Annotated in this window: 16 protein-coding genes; 5 read left to right on the top strand and 11 right to left on the bottom strand. The window is 30.8% G+C overall.

All coding sequences use genetic code 11. The annotated features are described in order from the left end of the window. Positions 1–9: 9 nt before the first annotated feature. The 5 genes from FVE72_RS02470 to pncB form a co-directional block, all read right to left on the bottom strand. On the bottom strand, positions 10–486 hold the full coding sequence (locus tag FVE72_RS02470; RefSeq protein ID WP_026737123.1) for a precorrin-2 dehydrogenase/sirohydrochlorin ferrochelatase family protein: 477 nt from the start codon (positions 484–486) through the stop codon (positions 10–12). Between the two features lie 89 nt (positions 487–575). Next, complete coding sequence (gene mnmH, locus FVE72_RS02465; protein ID WP_026737122.1) at positions 576–1598, bottom strand: tRNA 2-selenouridine(34) synthase MnmH; 1023 nt, start codon at positions 1596–1598, stop codon at positions 576–578. A gap of 23 nt (positions 1599–1621) precedes the next feature. Next, complete coding sequence (gene cobC / locus FVE72_RS02460; protein ID WP_026737121.1) at positions 1622–2236, bottom strand: alpha-ribazole phosphatase; 615 nt, start codon at positions 2234–2236, stop codon at positions 1622–1624. After that, positions 2233–2961 carry an adenosylcobinamide-GDP ribazoletransferase gene (gene cobS / locus FVE72_RS02455; protein WP_051411726.1) on the bottom strand — a complete coding sequence of 243 codons (729 nt, stop codon included), beginning with the start codon at positions 2959–2961 and terminating at the stop codon, positions 2233–2235. The genes cobC and cobS overlap by 4 nt, the downstream gene beginning before the upstream one ends. A gap of 55 nt (positions 2962–3016) precedes the next feature. Beyond that, the gene (gene pncB / locus FVE72_RS02450; RefSeq protein WP_036056033.1) at positions 3017–4402 is read right to left on the bottom strand and encodes a nicotinate phosphoribosyltransferase; all 1386 of its coding nucleotides are present in this window, start codon (positions 4400–4402) and stop codon (positions 3017–3019) included. Between the two features lie 124 nt (positions 4403–4526). Between pncB and FVE72_RS02445 the strand changes: the two genes are divergently transcribed. From FVE72_RS02445 to FVE72_RS02440, 3 genes are read left to right on the top strand one after another with little or no spacing between them, the layout of a single operon-like run. Continuing rightward, complete coding sequence (locus tag FVE72_RS02445; protein ID WP_026737118.1) at positions 4527–5108, top strand: hypothetical protein; 582 nt, start codon at positions 4527–4529, stop codon at positions 5106–5108. A gap of 20 nt (positions 5109–5128) precedes the next feature. Further along, on the top strand, positions 5129–5422 hold the full coding sequence (locus FVE72_RS11390) for a transposase zinc-binding domain-containing protein (RefSeq protein ID WP_232049465.1): 294 nt from the start codon (positions 5129–5131) through the stop codon (positions 5420–5422). Then, the gene (locus FVE72_RS02440; protein ID WP_445013560.1) at positions 5377–6345 is read left to right on the top strand and encodes an IS91 family transposase; all 969 of its coding nucleotides are present in this window, start codon (positions 5377–5379) and stop codon (positions 6343–6345) included. The genes FVE72_RS11390 and FVE72_RS02440 overlap by 46 nt, the downstream gene beginning before the upstream one ends. 212 nt (positions 6346–6557) lie before the next feature. Here FVE72_RS02440 and FVE72_RS02435 read toward each other — a convergent pair whose 3' ends face one another. From FVE72_RS02435 to FVE72_RS02420, 4 genes are all read right to left on the bottom strand, one after another. Next, positions 6558–6758: a preprotein translocase subunit SecG gene (locus tag FVE72_RS02435; RefSeq protein ID WP_006806256.1), complete on the bottom strand. Its 201-nt coding sequence runs from the start codon at positions 6756–6758 to the stop codon at positions 6558–6560. Between the two features lie 43 nt (positions 6759–6801). Then, complete coding sequence (tpiA, locus tag FVE72_RS02430) at positions 6802–7563, bottom strand: triose-phosphate isomerase (protein WP_026737116.1); 762 nt, start codon at positions 7561–7563, stop codon at positions 6802–6804. A gap of 152 nt (positions 7564–7715) precedes the next feature. Continuing rightward, positions 7716–8531, bottom strand: coding sequence for a Cof-type HAD-IIB family hydrolase (locus tag FVE72_RS02425; protein ID WP_006806231.1), 816 nt, complete (start codon positions 8529–8531; stop codon positions 7716–7718). Between the two features lie 21 nt (positions 8532–8552). Next, the gene (locus tag FVE72_RS02420) at positions 8553–9074 is read right to left on the bottom strand and encodes a type III toxin-antitoxin system ToxN/AbiQ family toxin (protein ID WP_006806242.1); all 522 of its coding nucleotides are present in this window, start codon (positions 9072–9074) and stop codon (positions 8553–8555) included. 370 nt (positions 9075–9444) lie between these two features. Between FVE72_RS02420 and FVE72_RS11195 the strand changes: the two genes are divergently transcribed. Further along, positions 9445–9618: a hypothetical protein gene (locus FVE72_RS11195; protein WP_154669367.1), complete on the top strand. Its 174-nt coding sequence runs from the start codon at positions 9445–9447 to the stop codon at positions 9616–9618. Between the two features lie 126 nt (positions 9619–9744). Next, on the top strand, positions 9745–10077 hold the full coding sequence (locus FVE72_RS02415) for a hypothetical protein (protein ID WP_026737115.1): 333 nt from the start codon (positions 9745–9747) through the stop codon (positions 10075–10077). 271 nt (positions 10078–10348) lie between these two features. On the opposite strand, the gene FVE72_RS02410 is transcribed toward FVE72_RS02415, so the two are convergent. Both FVE72_RS02410 and galE read right to left on the bottom strand, forming a co-directional pair. Beyond that, positions 10349–11932, bottom strand: a complete 1584-nt coding sequence (locus FVE72_RS02410; RefSeq protein ID WP_026737114.1) for a UDP-glucose--hexose-1-phosphate uridylyltransferase — start codon at positions 11930–11932, stop codon at positions 10349–10351. Positions 11933–11948: 16 nt separating this feature from the next. Continuing rightward, positions 11949–12926: a UDP-glucose 4-epimerase GalE gene (gene galE / locus FVE72_RS02405; protein ID WP_026737113.1), complete on the bottom strand. Its 978-nt coding sequence runs from the start codon at positions 12924–12926 to the stop codon at positions 11949–11951. Positions 12927–12953 lie beyond the last annotated feature (27 nt).

Genomic DNA, 12953 nt, shown 5'->3' with positions numbered 1-12953 from the left:
CGCCTTTTCTTACTCACTCATTGCAGCAATTTCATCTATTACTTTCTGTACTCTTCCTTTTAAAGCTTTCGATCTTCTGCAGCTTTTTCCGTATGAAGATATTCCTATTTGAAATTCTTTATTTTTAACTATTGCTCCGAACATGGAGTTCATTTCTGTTTTTGAAGAAACATTATTTACAAGAACATTTTCAGCTATACAGATATGAGCTGTTTTATCGTTTAACTCTTCATCATTAGTTGCAGCAACTACCACAAAATATTTTTTAACCAGTTCTTTTATTTCATTTTCATCGTGAGATAAATTTTTATTTACTATTTTTATCCCTTCGATTTTTATCAACGCTTCTTCAGTAACTACTTCCGAATAAACAGTAACATTTCCTCCGTACTCTTTTAAAAGCTCAGCTTTTCTTGCCCCGATTTTTCCTCCTCCTATTACTAAAATCTCTTTATTTTCAACGTTTACAAACATTGGAAAAAACATAATTTCACCTCTTCTTTAAATTTTTGTTCTACTTTTTGTAGTTTGTATATACATTATAATAATTATTAATGATTTTTGCAACCTGTATTTTATCCGAATATGTATTTTACTATCTCATCTGCACACTCTTCTTCGTTTTTGTTATAAAAAGTTTTCTGAAAAACCTTATTTTTCGTTGTATACACTTTATCATAATATTTTTCAATCAATTCCTTAATTACAAAATCATACTCCTCTTTTTTTATTCTCTCGATATATTCGTTTATCTGCTTTTCCCCTATATATCTTCCCAATTTTTTCATTGTTTCTATGATTTCTTTTTTTTCATAACTTTCTTTGAGATACTCTTCTTTTATAATATCTATCCTTTTAGCAAGTTCGGTTTCTATAAGAAGTTTTTCCGAATTTATTACTGCTTCGTATAAATATTTAGGCATTACTATATTTCCTATTCTTTTACTCTCCCCTTCAATTATAATTTTTTTTGTTTTAAAAGAAAGAAATCTTTTTAAAACTTGGGATTCAAAAAACTTTTGAGAATATTTCTCTCCCAATCCTATACTTCCCAACAAAGATCCTCTATTATTGGCACATTCTTCCAAATCAAGAACATCATAACCTTTCTTTTCAAGGACTTTAAGTATTTTCGTTTTTCCTGAGCCTGTTTTCCCGTATAAAGCTACATATTCACACTGAGCTACCATTTCGGGAAGTTTTTCATTAAGGTAATTTCTGTATCCTTTATACCCTTTGGCTAATTTCACGAGAGGCAAAGAAAATTCTTTAAAAAAAGAAACAATAGCTGATGACCTCATTCCTCCCCTTGCACAGTAGACTACTATTTCCGCATCTCTTTCTACATATTTTTCCATTTCCGTATAAATATCATATACTTTAGGACCTACTCTTTTCAGTGCCTCACGTATTGCCTCTTTTTTCCCTTCTTTTTTATACAAAGTACCTATTATTTCTCTTTCTTTATCTGAAAATACAGGTATATTTACCGCATCGGGTATATGGGCCTCTTTATATTCTTTAGGACTTCTCACATCAATAAAAACGAGCTTCTTATTCTTTTTCAACAACTCTTCGTAACTTTGAGCAATAATCATTTTTCCTCCGAAAAGACTTTCTTTTAAAGTCTGTTTATATAATCAAAATAAGTAAATCCGTCTTCCAGTATGCACATTTTAGTCATCGAACCGTTATCTACTTTTATTTTCCAGTATCCGTCCAAATTTCCGTATAAATAATAGCTTACTATACTTTTTATAACTCCGGCATGAGATACTATTACTATTGTTTTATTTTTATGTTTTTTTATCAGTTCCTCAAGTTTTTCGACGACTCTTTCCATAACTTCTTTAAGGCTTTCTCCCTGAGGCACTTTATATTCTCTCCAGTCTTTATTCATTTTTTCGACTTCTTCAGGAAATTCGTCACTTATTTCTTCATAAGTTTTTCCTTCAAATATCCCGAAATTCATTTCCCGAAATTCATTTAGCGGTATCTTTTTTATTTTAGCTCCTATTTTTAAAATACCTGTACTTTCCATACATCTTTTCAAATCACTGGAATATACAATATTTATATTTTTCTCAAAATATTTCAAAAGTTTTCTTGTTTTTTTGAGCTGATATATTCCAGTTTCATTTAATTCAGGGTCCAAATGACCGAAATAAAGGTTTTCTTTATTCATATCGGTTTCGCCGTGTCTTATAAATATGACATTAGTCTGTCTATTTTTCATTTCAATATTACTCCTGTTAATAAAATCAAAATTGAGGTCAGTTCAAGAGATGCTCCCATTGTATCTCCTGTTATTCCCCCTATTTTCTTTTTTACGTTTCTCATAAAAATGAGTATAAATACAATAGCTGCAGCTAAAACTCCAAGTCCTTTTATTTTCAATATTAAAAAGGACAGGACTGCTGTTATAACAACGGAAATAACCGCTTCTTTCGGACCGTTTTTCTCGATTATGCTGTTACTCATACCGTCTTTTCTCGCATATTCTCCCAATCCTGCATTCATGGACGTGGAAAGCCTTGAAATTATCGGATATAAAAGTATATATTCGGGTTTTACTTCCGAAAGCAGTATTATTTTTGTTATGAAATAAAGTATAAGAACTACCGCTCCGTTAGTCCCTATTCTCGAATCTTTCATAATTTCGAGCATTCTTTCTTTTTTTGCATAACTGAACAACCCGTCAAAAGTATCCGCCAATCCGTCAATATGCAGTATTCCTGTTATAAAAATTTCCGCAACAACAATAATTACAGCTATGATCTGTCTGTTTCCCGTAACTTTTCCCGCTAAAAAATTTATTCCGAAAAGAAAAATCCCGATAACTGCTCCTACCAAAGGAAAGTATTTTATAGATTTCCCAAGCTTTTCTTCGTCATATTCCACATTTACAAAAACGGGTATTCTTGTCATGAACTGTATTAAAATTAAAAATTGTTTTATCATTTCAAATCCTTTTCAGTATTATAAAATTATATCGAATAAATATCAATATTTTTCTTTAAAACTTTGTCAATTCTTCTTTTAATTTTTTTATCCCTTTGGAAAATCTTATCCTTTTTCTTTTCTGAGTTTCATTATAGATTTCCTTTAAATAAAAAACGTTATTTTCATAATATCTTTTTGTTTCGGTCAACCCCAGCAATTCTATATTTTCCTCAATTTTTTCCCCGTCTATTATAAAATCCAGAGTTAATTTTCTGTATTTTTCCTTTTTCAGTATTTCCATTTCCTCTTTTTCATCTTTTAGTGTGACAACATCAAAAAAATTGTTATTTTTATAAGTTCTATAAATTTCTTTATCTCCCGGATAAGACATTTTACCTTTATCATCGGAAATTTTCATTACATCTGTCTGTTCTATTCTGGACATTTTATAAACAGTGCTTATTTCCTTTTTAGGCAATGCTATGGCATCTCCAACTCCAAACATATCAGCCTGCACTCCCTGTTTCATGAGCCGTCTTATTTTCCCTTCGTCAATTCCGCCTGTCAAAATAATCTTGGCTTTTCTGAATCCTTCGTCATCCAATATTTCTCTGCATTTTTTTGAAAGATTCAATAAATTTCCCGAGTCTATTCTTATTCCGTATATTCCCTCATAATCATCATTTATATTATTGTCTCTGAAAGCTCTTATTGCACTGTGTATGCCGCTTTTCAAGACACTATATGTATCTGTGAGCATTATCAGAGGCAGTTTTTCATCTTTGCATGTCTTTATAAAGGTGTCGAAAGCTCTGTATTCGGAATCTTTTTCAGTGCCGAAACTCTGCACATATCCGTGAGTCATAGTTCCCGTACTTTTCAAGTCATAAAAATACTCTCCCATTATATTTGAATGGGAAATACATCCCGCAATATAAGATGCCTTTGTCATAGCCATAGACGCCTCAAATCCCGGCACTCTTCTCGTCCCGAAAAACAGCACTTCCTTGTCTTTTGCAGCCAGTGTTATTTTTGAAGTAACCGTTGCTGTCAGAATCTGATAATTCAATATATTTAAAATCGGTGTTTCCAATATTTTCCCCTGAATAAGAGGTGCAATAATAGTCAAAATCGGCTCATCGGTAAAAACTGTTTCTCCGTCTCTTACTCCTTTAACAGAGCCTGTAAACTTCATATTTGCAATATATTCTGTCAAATCTTCGTTTTTCAGTATTTTTGACAGGTATTTCTTTTTCTCTTCATAAGAAGTACTGTTAAGTATGTCTATAAGCTCCAAAACATCAGATATTCCGTATACGATCGCGTAATCCTTTTCTTTTTCCGTACGCAAAAATATATCAAATACGGCAATTTGATTTTCCATGTTATTTTTCAAATATATCTCACTTTCAGTATACTGATACCTGTCCGAATTTAAAAATTTAAAAAATTTATCCATTAACATGTCCCCATCTATGTTTTTTATTTGTATTATCGCATATTTTTACATATTTTAAAAGTATGTCCGATTGTAAAATTTTATAATTTATTATAAAATAAACAAAAAGGAGAGCGATTTCATTATGAAAAGAAAACTTATATTTTCTCTTTTAATAAGCCTTTTAATAGCGGTCATTTATTTTCTGAATGTTTTTAGGATACCTTATAAAAAGGATATTTCTTATCTACTTATGAATGATAAATATTTAATATCAAAGCCGGATTACGGTTATTTGAATAATTCACTTATTTTTCTGGATAACAGAGAAATGACAGAAAACGGCAAGGATAATGAAATTGATACTTGTCTTACAGTAACGAAAATGGCGATGATTAAAGATTATTATATCGGATATGTAACAGGAGAAAATTCGGAGTCCTGTAAAGGATATTTTTACGTTAGAAAAAGTGTTCCTGAAAATCTCATCGGGCTTACTGAAAAGGAGATAGAAGAAAAATTCGGTAAAAATATAAAATATGAGAATCCTTCTGATTTTATGAATAAATACGGTATAGACGAGCATGGACAGGAATATTATTCGGAAAATTTAAAAACTGTCAGTATAATCTTATTTTTCTTCTGTTTTCTTATTATCGAAACGGGATTTATCATTTACAGTAATATTTTTAAGATTATAAAAAAAGCCGAATTGAAATTCGGCTGATTTTTTTGTATACTGTATTTATGACTAGTAAACACTTTATACAAAATAAACTGAAAACTATCTTCAGTAATAAAAACATTGTACTAAATTCTTTAAACTTTTGCAAGAAAAATTATCTTAACCCTAAGCACCTTCAATATATTAAATTTTCTATCTCTAAATTTCTTGCTTGTAGAGATTTATCCAAAGGCTTTGTTTCTTTCAAATGCCCTAACTGTCCTATTACTCACAAATTCCCTCTTTCCTGTAAATCCAGACTCTGTCCTTCTTGCGGTCGCAACTTTGGACTGATAATATTCATAAACATATTCTAAACATTCCTCACAGACATGTTCTTTTTACTATTCCTAAAGCATGCAGAATGTTTTTCTTCTATGATAGAAATCTCCTTTCTAAGCTTTCTGTCGCTGTTAATGATATCTTTAAATTTCAGTTCCATAATATTTCTAAAAAGAATAAAAGAATTAATAAAATTTCCAAATCTTCTAAATATTACTTCACTGATTCTGATATTCTTCATTATGGTCTTATTTCTGTTATTCATACTTTCGGGCGTGATTTAAAATGGAATCCTCATATTCACGCTATCGTTTCTCTCGGAGGATTTAATAAAAATTTTGATTTTAAAAAACTTGAATACTTTAATGTTGATACTATTGCAGCTCAATGGAAATATCACGTCCTTGATATTATTTCTAAGGGGAACTATCCTAATCAAAAAATTAAAAGATTAGCTAAAATTACTGTCAATAAGCTATATAGTCAAAATGCAAGATTCTTTTTTAATGTCAGAAGCGGTGATGTCAATAACACCAAAGGTATTATCAAATACTTAGGTCGATATCTTGCACGTTCTCCTATTGCTGAGTATAAAATTACTGATATTACTGACAATGAAGTTACTTTCTTTTACAATGATTTAGCTAATGATAAACAAAAAACATTTATTACTATGCCTATTCAAAAATTTATTTCCCAAATTTTAATCCATGTACCTCCTAAAAATTTTAAAATGGTTAATAGATATGGACTATATGCAAGACATATTTCCAATAAGCTAAAAAGAGCTGTTATTCCTTTTAAGAAGAATATTGTCCCTAATAAATTTTCTTTTTATCAAAGACAAACATTTAAAACTTTCGGTATAAATCCTTTCTATTGTCCTATATGTAACATTAGAATGATTGTATGGGAATTTTATCATTATTTATATCCCAAACCTAAAAGATATTATTAAATCTTTTTAATCCAACTATGTTGGATATTTTGTCATGCATTTTTTTTAATAAAAAGATAATAAAGAGGCTTACGCCTCTTATATAATTTGCAAAACATATCATTGAATTTGATTTCTAATCATTTATTTAATCATTAAATTTAAATTTACTTTCCTTAGGAATAAAAAAAGAGCCGTTGAAGACCCTTTTTATGATTATAATTTTCATTATTCTATCTTATTATTTGAAATAAAACTGCAACTATTAAAAATGCTGCTGCTATATATTCTGTAAATTTTTCAATTCCTTCTTTTTCCTGATCCAGAACATTCGAGTTTTTAGCTAACCCCTGACTTCTGTCAGGTTGAAGAAGAATAACTACTATCATTATTACAGCCAAAGCTACCAATGCTACTACTAAAAGATTTTCCAATTCCTGTCCTCCTGTTTATATTTTACTTTTATCAAATTTTCGATTATATTGAATCTCCCGCTTTAATTATTTCTGCAAAACTTCCTGCTTCCAAACTTGCTCCTCCGACTAATCCTCCGTCTATATCTTTTTGAGAAATCAATTCAAAGGCATTGTCGGCTTTCATAGATCCTCCGTATTGAACTGTTACATTTTCGGCAACTTCCGCTCCGTACAAGTCTGTCAACAGTTTTCTTATAAATGCGTGTACTTCCTGAGCTTGTGCAGGACTTGCAGTTTTTCCTGTTCCGATAGCCCAGACAGGCTCATAAGCTATAACAACATTTGCCATATCTGCTGCAGAAATCCCTTCCAATCCTCCTACAGTCTGCTCTTTTACTACTTTTTCAGTAGTTCCGTTTTCTCTTTCTTCTAATTTTTCTCCTACACATAAAATAGGTTTCAATCCGTGTTTTAAAGCTGCTTTTACTTTTTCATTTATAAATTTGTCAGTTTCTCCGTAGTATTCTCTTCTTTCGGAATGTCCTAAAATAACATATTCTACACCTAAATCTTTTAACATTAACGGCGAAATTTCTCCTGTGTATGCCCCGTTATCATTTGGATTCATATTTTGTGCAGCAATTTTCACATTACTTCCTGCAGCTTCTTTTACGGCCGATTCTAAAGCTGTAAAAGGTGCTCCTATAACAATTCCCGTTTTTTTAACATCTGTTACCAAAGGTTTTAATTCGGATATGAATTTTGCAGCCTCTTTCGCAGTTTTATTCATTTTCCAGTTCCCCGCTACTATTACTCTTCTCATAATTTTCCTCCGTTTTATATAATTTATATTTTTATTTTCGTTATATTTTAGCATAAATTACGGTAATTATCAACTTGCATGAGTATGCTTTTTAAAAAAGCTCGGCGAAAACTTCCGACTCAAATTTCTCAGTCCTCTAACCTCCATATATTCTATTTCATAAAAAACTCCTCAATAACAGTTTTTAAAGCATCATTATTATTGGAAGTACTTTCAAATTTAGACATCTCTTTTATTTTCGGAACTGCATTTTCTACAGCGACAGGCATCCCCACAACTTCAAGTAAAGGAGCATCGTTATAGCTGTCCCCGACTGCTATCATTTCACTTGTATCTATTCCTGTTATCTCTCCCAGTTTTTTCAATGTTTTACCTTTATTTATATTTTTATTTGCAATTTCAAGAAAAATGGGAGCCGATATTGCAATAAAATAATCTTTTTCGTATTTTGATTTCATATATTTTTCGGCTTTTTTGACACTTTCTCCATTTCCTATAATCATACATTTTGTAGTTTCTTTTATTCCGTATCCGTATAACTCTTCAAGACTTTTAAATTCTACAAATTTCATTTCACATTGATTTACTTCAAACTGCACATATTCGGAATTTCCGTTTGCATAGACAGTGTCTCCTGCATATAAAACCATAGGAAGTCCTATTTCTTTTGAAGCATTGTACACTTTTTCTATATCTTCTTTATTAAGCCCTTCATGAAACATGACTTTTCCGTCTGACATATTTATAAGCTGACCCCCGTTAAATGCCAACACATACCCCTCGTTTTTGTCCATTTCCAACTTCTTTGCATAATTCAGCATTGCAAAACTCGGTCTTCCGCTTGCCAACACAAATTTTACCCCTTTTTTTTGAACTTCTTTTATTGCCTGAACATTTCCTTCGGAAATCAAATGTCTGTCATTCAATAAAGTTCCGTCCATATCTGTTGCTATCAGCTTATAATCCATATTTCTTTTTCTCCTTTTATTTTATATTATTTTTTCTATTGCTTTTTCGAGTATTTTAAAGTTATTGCTTCTTGAAAGTATCTTTTTTTCCGTTTTTGTAAGTTCTTTATAATCTTTTTGAGAAATTTCATATATCTTTTCGGCTTTTCTTTCAATAAATTCTCTATTTTTTTCGCAATAATTCAGTTGTTCCTGCAATAAACGAAAATATTTTCTCTCTTTTTCAGACTTACTTTTTTTTAAAATATTCAAGTCAATTACAGTTCTGTATTTTTTATCGTCTATTACAGGTATCATATTATTCAGGTTTATAATTCCCAATTCACCCTTTTTTATCTTGACAATATCTAAATTTTCTTTCATCAGCTTATGTTTTTCTTTTGGAGAAGATAAAGGTGCGAAATACTTTTTATTATCCACTTCCAAAACTATTCCGATAAGAGGTCTTTTAATTTTTTCGGATATTCTTGTTTCAATTTTTTTCAAATACATCAAATATTCATAAGTCAATCTTATGAAATACAGCCTGTTCTTTTTACTCATTCCCTTCCCCCCTATTTAAGTAAAAGGACGACATAACATCGTCCTCTCTTAGATTTTCTTTTTTAAGATCCGTTTTTTAACACCAAACATTCTCAGTTTGGGAGATCGGACTACTCGCTCCTATTAAGATCCGTTTTTTAACACCAAACATTCTCAGTTTGGGAGATCGAACTACTCGCTCCTGTCAAGGTTCAACTTTTAAACACCTGTCTTGCACAGGAAGGCTTGAACTGCTCGCTTTCTGTATATTTATTATATACTTTTTTGTGGATTTTGTAAAGATTTTTTGTATTTTAACATTTTCTATTTTATTTTTTTCTTATTTTATGATAATATGATTTTAAATAAAACAAATGAGGAGATGATATAAATGAAAAAAATAATTCTTTTAATATTTATAACATTAGCAATTATAAGTTTTCCTGCAACACAAAACGAAATAGAAAATGATAAAAAGATTATTAAATCACAAACTGAATTTATTATAGAGCTATTTAAAAGTGATTCTTTAAATAATTATTTGAAATCTTATATGAATTTGTAAAATGATGACGGATCTTTAACTAAAGAAGATATTGAAAAACTTTCCGATTTTTATTCAGATTATATAAATAGCAATAAATATGAAATTAAAGATGTTAAAATTACAGGAAAAAAGGCAACAGTATACATGAGTATTTCTATTATAGATATTGACAAATATTCATCTGAAATTATTGGAGATATCAAAAAACTTGCAACACAGAAAAAAGCATCCGACAAAAGAAATTCTGATGAATTTTCATCTGAAGAATTTGTAAAAATTTTTTCAACAATTTCAAAGAAAACAAATGCAAAAAGAAAAACAAAAGACTTAAAAATCGGATTTGAGAAAATTGATTCGGATTGGAAAATGGAAGATAAAGGATTTGACGAAATGTTTAATTTACAAGAGTTTTCACAAAAAACAGATGTTATAATTACCAAGGCTCAAAATGAAATAAAGAGTTTTTTCTCCAAATAATTTATAAGGAAAATAAAATATTATGAAAAAGATAATTTTGGCAATATTTTTGTCCCTGTCAGTAATAACATTTTCATCATTGCGAGAAGAAAATTTACTCAACGTCAATGATTTTTTCAAAGTTTTTGAAAATTTAGAAACTTCATCGAAATAAGTAAATCAACTCTTACAAAAAGGGCTGTAAAAAATAGAAAAACTATTTTAAATACAACCCTTTTTATATTAATCTAAGAATTTTTTGAGAAAGCATCGTTAAAGTATTTCTTTTCCCCTATTCATTCACTTTTCTTATAAATTTCAAAAAGCCTTTCTCTCCGATTTCGTTATTTTTAAATACTCCGCAATCTTCAAGAACTCTCGAAAAAGTTTCTCCTATAGCATTTTCAATAAATACATCCGGACTTTCTTCAATCAGATGTTTTATTTTATGCTCTTCTAAATAATGTTTCAGCCATTTTGTATGTTTTTTCAAACTTTCGTTTTTATCCATTTCCTCATAACATTTTTCATAATTTCCTGTATTTTTAAATTCTTCGGAATTTCTTACTTTTGTTATTATTTCCTTTATTTGTGCCGTTTCTTCTTTAAGTCTTCCCGGCAATATAGCCAGACCCATCACTTCGATTAATCCTATATTTTCCTTTTTTATATTATGATGTTCATCATGAGGATGAAATATCCCCAAAGGATGATTTTTATTGGTAAGATTATTTCTCAATACAAGATCAAGCTCGTATTTCCCGTCTTTAAACCTTGCAATAGGTGTAATAGTGTTGTGTCTTTCTCCCTTTGCATGCGAGTAAATATCAAGTTTTTCCTCATTGTAATCTATCCATTTTTTCAGTATTTTGTCGGCAAGTTCTACAAGCCTTTTCTTTTCTCCGTTTATTCTTATAACAGACATAGGCCAGTTCAAAATTCCCGCTTCAACGTCTTCAAATCCATTAAACACTATCTTTTCTTTTATTCTCGCCTTTTCCATAGGAAAAATATGTCTTCCCGCCTGAAAATGATCATGGGAAAGTATTGAGCCTCCTACGATAGGCAAATCCGCATTTGAGCCTATAAAATAATGAGGAAATATTGTTACAAATTCGAGTAATCTCTGAAAAGTCGACTTATCGATTTTCATAGGTCTATGCTCATGGGAAAACACGATAGAATGTTCGTTATAATAAGTATAAGGAGAATACTGAAAATACCAGTTCTCATTTGTCAGATTAAGTCTTACTGTTCTTAAATTCTGCCTTCCCGGATGATCCAGTCTTCCCATGTATCCTTCGTTTTCCTTGTCCAAAAGTCCTTTAGGGTAATTTGAGGAAACTTTGTCTTTTGCCATCGCAATTTCTCTCGGGTCTTTTTCAGGCTTTGAAAGATTTATTGTTATTTCAAGATTTCCGTAATTATTTTCATAATTCCAGTGAATATTTTTGGATATTCTGTCCATTCTTATATAGTTGCTTTTTTTGGATAATCCGTAAAAAAACTCTGTAGCCTTGTCTATTCCATAATTATCGTATTTATCCCAAAATTCTTTTCTCACTTCGGAAGTTCTCGGAACGATTTGACCCATTATTTTCGAGTTCATTAAATCCTGAAAAGTAACCGTATCACTTTTCAATCTACCGTTTTCCCCTGCCCATTTTACTATATTATCAAGAATTTCCGAAGGATAAACAATATTTTCCGTTTCCTTTTTTATTTCTTCTCTTTCTTTTTCGGAAAACTCTCTGTAAGTATCGAGCTCTATTGCTCCCGCTACTAAATTTGTTATTAAAATCCTGTCTTCTTCATTTACAAATCCGTTTTTTACTGAATATTCCACAAGTTTTTCAATTTCTGCATATATATCCATACTTTTCACATCCGATTTAATATTTTCTGTTCATTTCCCATTTCCAAGCCGATTTTATAATTTCTTCGAGATCGTATTCAGGTTTCCAGTTCAGTTCTTTTTCGGCTTTTGTCGAGTCGGCTACCAAAACTGCAGGATCCCCTGCTCTTTTTTCCACTTCATCGACTTTAAAATCTTTTCCTGTAACTTCCTTGACTTTTTCTATAACTTCTTTTACGCTATAGCCTTCTCCGCTTCCGAGATTATAGTTTAAACTTCTGTTTTCTTTAAACATTTTCTCCATTCCTAAAATATGAGCTTTTCCCAAGTCATACACATGGACAAAATCCCTTATACAAGTACCGTCTTTTGTATTATAGTCGTTTCCGAATATTTTTATACTTTCCCTTTTACCGCTTGCAGCCTGTAATATTAACGGTATCAAATGAGTTTCGGGGATATGACTTTCTCCTATAAGCCCGTCTTTGTCAGATCCGCTCGCATTAAAATATCTCAGCACCGTACTTTTCAGACCGTAAGCAGTATCGTAGTCTTCAAGTATTTTTTCCACTGTCAGTTTCGTTTTTCCGTAAGGATTTATCGGTAACTGAATATGCGTTTCATCTATTTTTTCTTTTTTAGGCTCTCCGAAAGTTGCTGCAGTGGAACTGAATATAAATTTCTTCACTCCCGATTCGACCATTTGATCGAGCAGTTTTAGAACCTTTGCTACATTATTATCGTAATATTCCGAAGGTTTCTGCACAGATTCTCCGACTTCTATAAAAGCCGCAAAGTGCATAACCGCATCTATTTTTTCTTTTTCAAAAACTTCTTTGAGTTTTTCCCTATCTCCCAAATCTCCTTTTATAAGTTTTACTCCCAATATTTCTGCTACCTGTTCGTATCCTTTTGACAGATTATCGTAAATTATTGGATTGTATTCGCTCTTTTTCAGAAGATTTACCGTGTGAGAACCTATATAACCCGCTCCTCCTATTACCAATATATTCATTTTATCTGCTCCTTTCTCTATTTCAAT

Origin of the sequence: Pseudoleptotrichia goodfellowii (assembly GCF_007990505.1) — a bacterium.
Classification (GTDB): domain Bacteria; phylum Fusobacteriota; class Fusobacteriia; order Fusobacteriales; family Leptotrichiaceae; genus Pseudoleptotrichia; species Pseudoleptotrichia goodfellowii.
This window is presented reverse-complemented; position numbering and strand designations above follow the sequence as displayed.

What these genes read in the sequence shown, in the direction of transcription:
- FVE72_RS02415 (WP_026737115.1), top strand. Translation starts at nt 9,745, where the DNA reads ATGAGTATTTCTATTATAGATATTGACAAATATTCATCTGAAATTATT.
- FVE72_RS02425 (WP_006806231.1), bottom strand. Translation starts at nt 8,531, where the DNA reads ATGGATTATAAGCTGATAGCAACAGATATGGACGGAACTTTATTGAAT.
- pncB (WP_036056033.1), bottom strand. Translation starts at nt 4,402, where the DNA reads ATGGATAAATTTTTTAAATTTTTAAATTCGGACAGGTATCAGTATACT.
- tpiA (WP_026737116.1), bottom strand. Translation starts at nt 7,563, where the DNA reads ATGAGAAGAGTAATAGTAGCGGGGAACTGGAAAATGAATAAAACTGCG.
- FVE72_RS02445 (WP_026737118.1), top strand. Translation starts at nt 4,527, where the DNA reads ATGAAAAGAAAACTTATATTTTCTCTTTTAATAAGCCTTTTAATAGCG.
- mnmH (WP_026737122.1), bottom strand. Translation starts at nt 1,598, where the DNA reads ATGATTATTGCTCAAAGTTACGAAGAGTTGTTGAAAAAGAATAAGAAG.
- FVE72_RS11390 (WP_232049465.1), top strand. Translation starts at nt 5,129, where the DNA reads ATGACTAGTAAACACTTTATACAAAATAAACTGAAAACTATCTTCAGT.
- FVE72_RS02420 (WP_006806242.1), bottom strand. Translation starts at nt 9,074, where the DNA reads ATGAGTAAAAAGAACAGGCTGTATTTCATAAGATTGACTTATGAATAT.
- FVE72_RS11195 (WP_154669367.1), top strand. Translation starts at nt 9,445, where the DNA reads ATGAAAAAAATAATTCTTTTAATATTTATAACATTAGCAATTATAAGT.
- cobC (WP_026737121.1), bottom strand. Translation starts at nt 2,236, where the DNA reads ATGAAAAATAGACAGACTAATGTCATATTTATAAGACACGGCGAAACC.
- galE (WP_026737113.1), bottom strand. Translation starts at nt 12,926, where the DNA reads ATGAATATATTGGTAATAGGAGGAGCGGGTTATATAGGTTCTCACACG.
- FVE72_RS02410 (WP_026737114.1), bottom strand. Translation starts at nt 11,932, where the DNA reads ATGGATATATATGCAGAAATTGAAAAACTTGTGGAATATTCAGTAAAA.
- FVE72_RS02470 (WP_026737123.1), bottom strand. Translation starts at nt 486, where the DNA reads ATGTTTTTTCCAATGTTTGTAAACGTTGAAAATAAAGAGATTTTAGTA.
- cobS (WP_051411726.1), bottom strand. Translation starts at nt 2,961, where the DNA reads ATGATAAAACAATTTTTAATTTTAATACAGTTCATGACAAGAATACCC.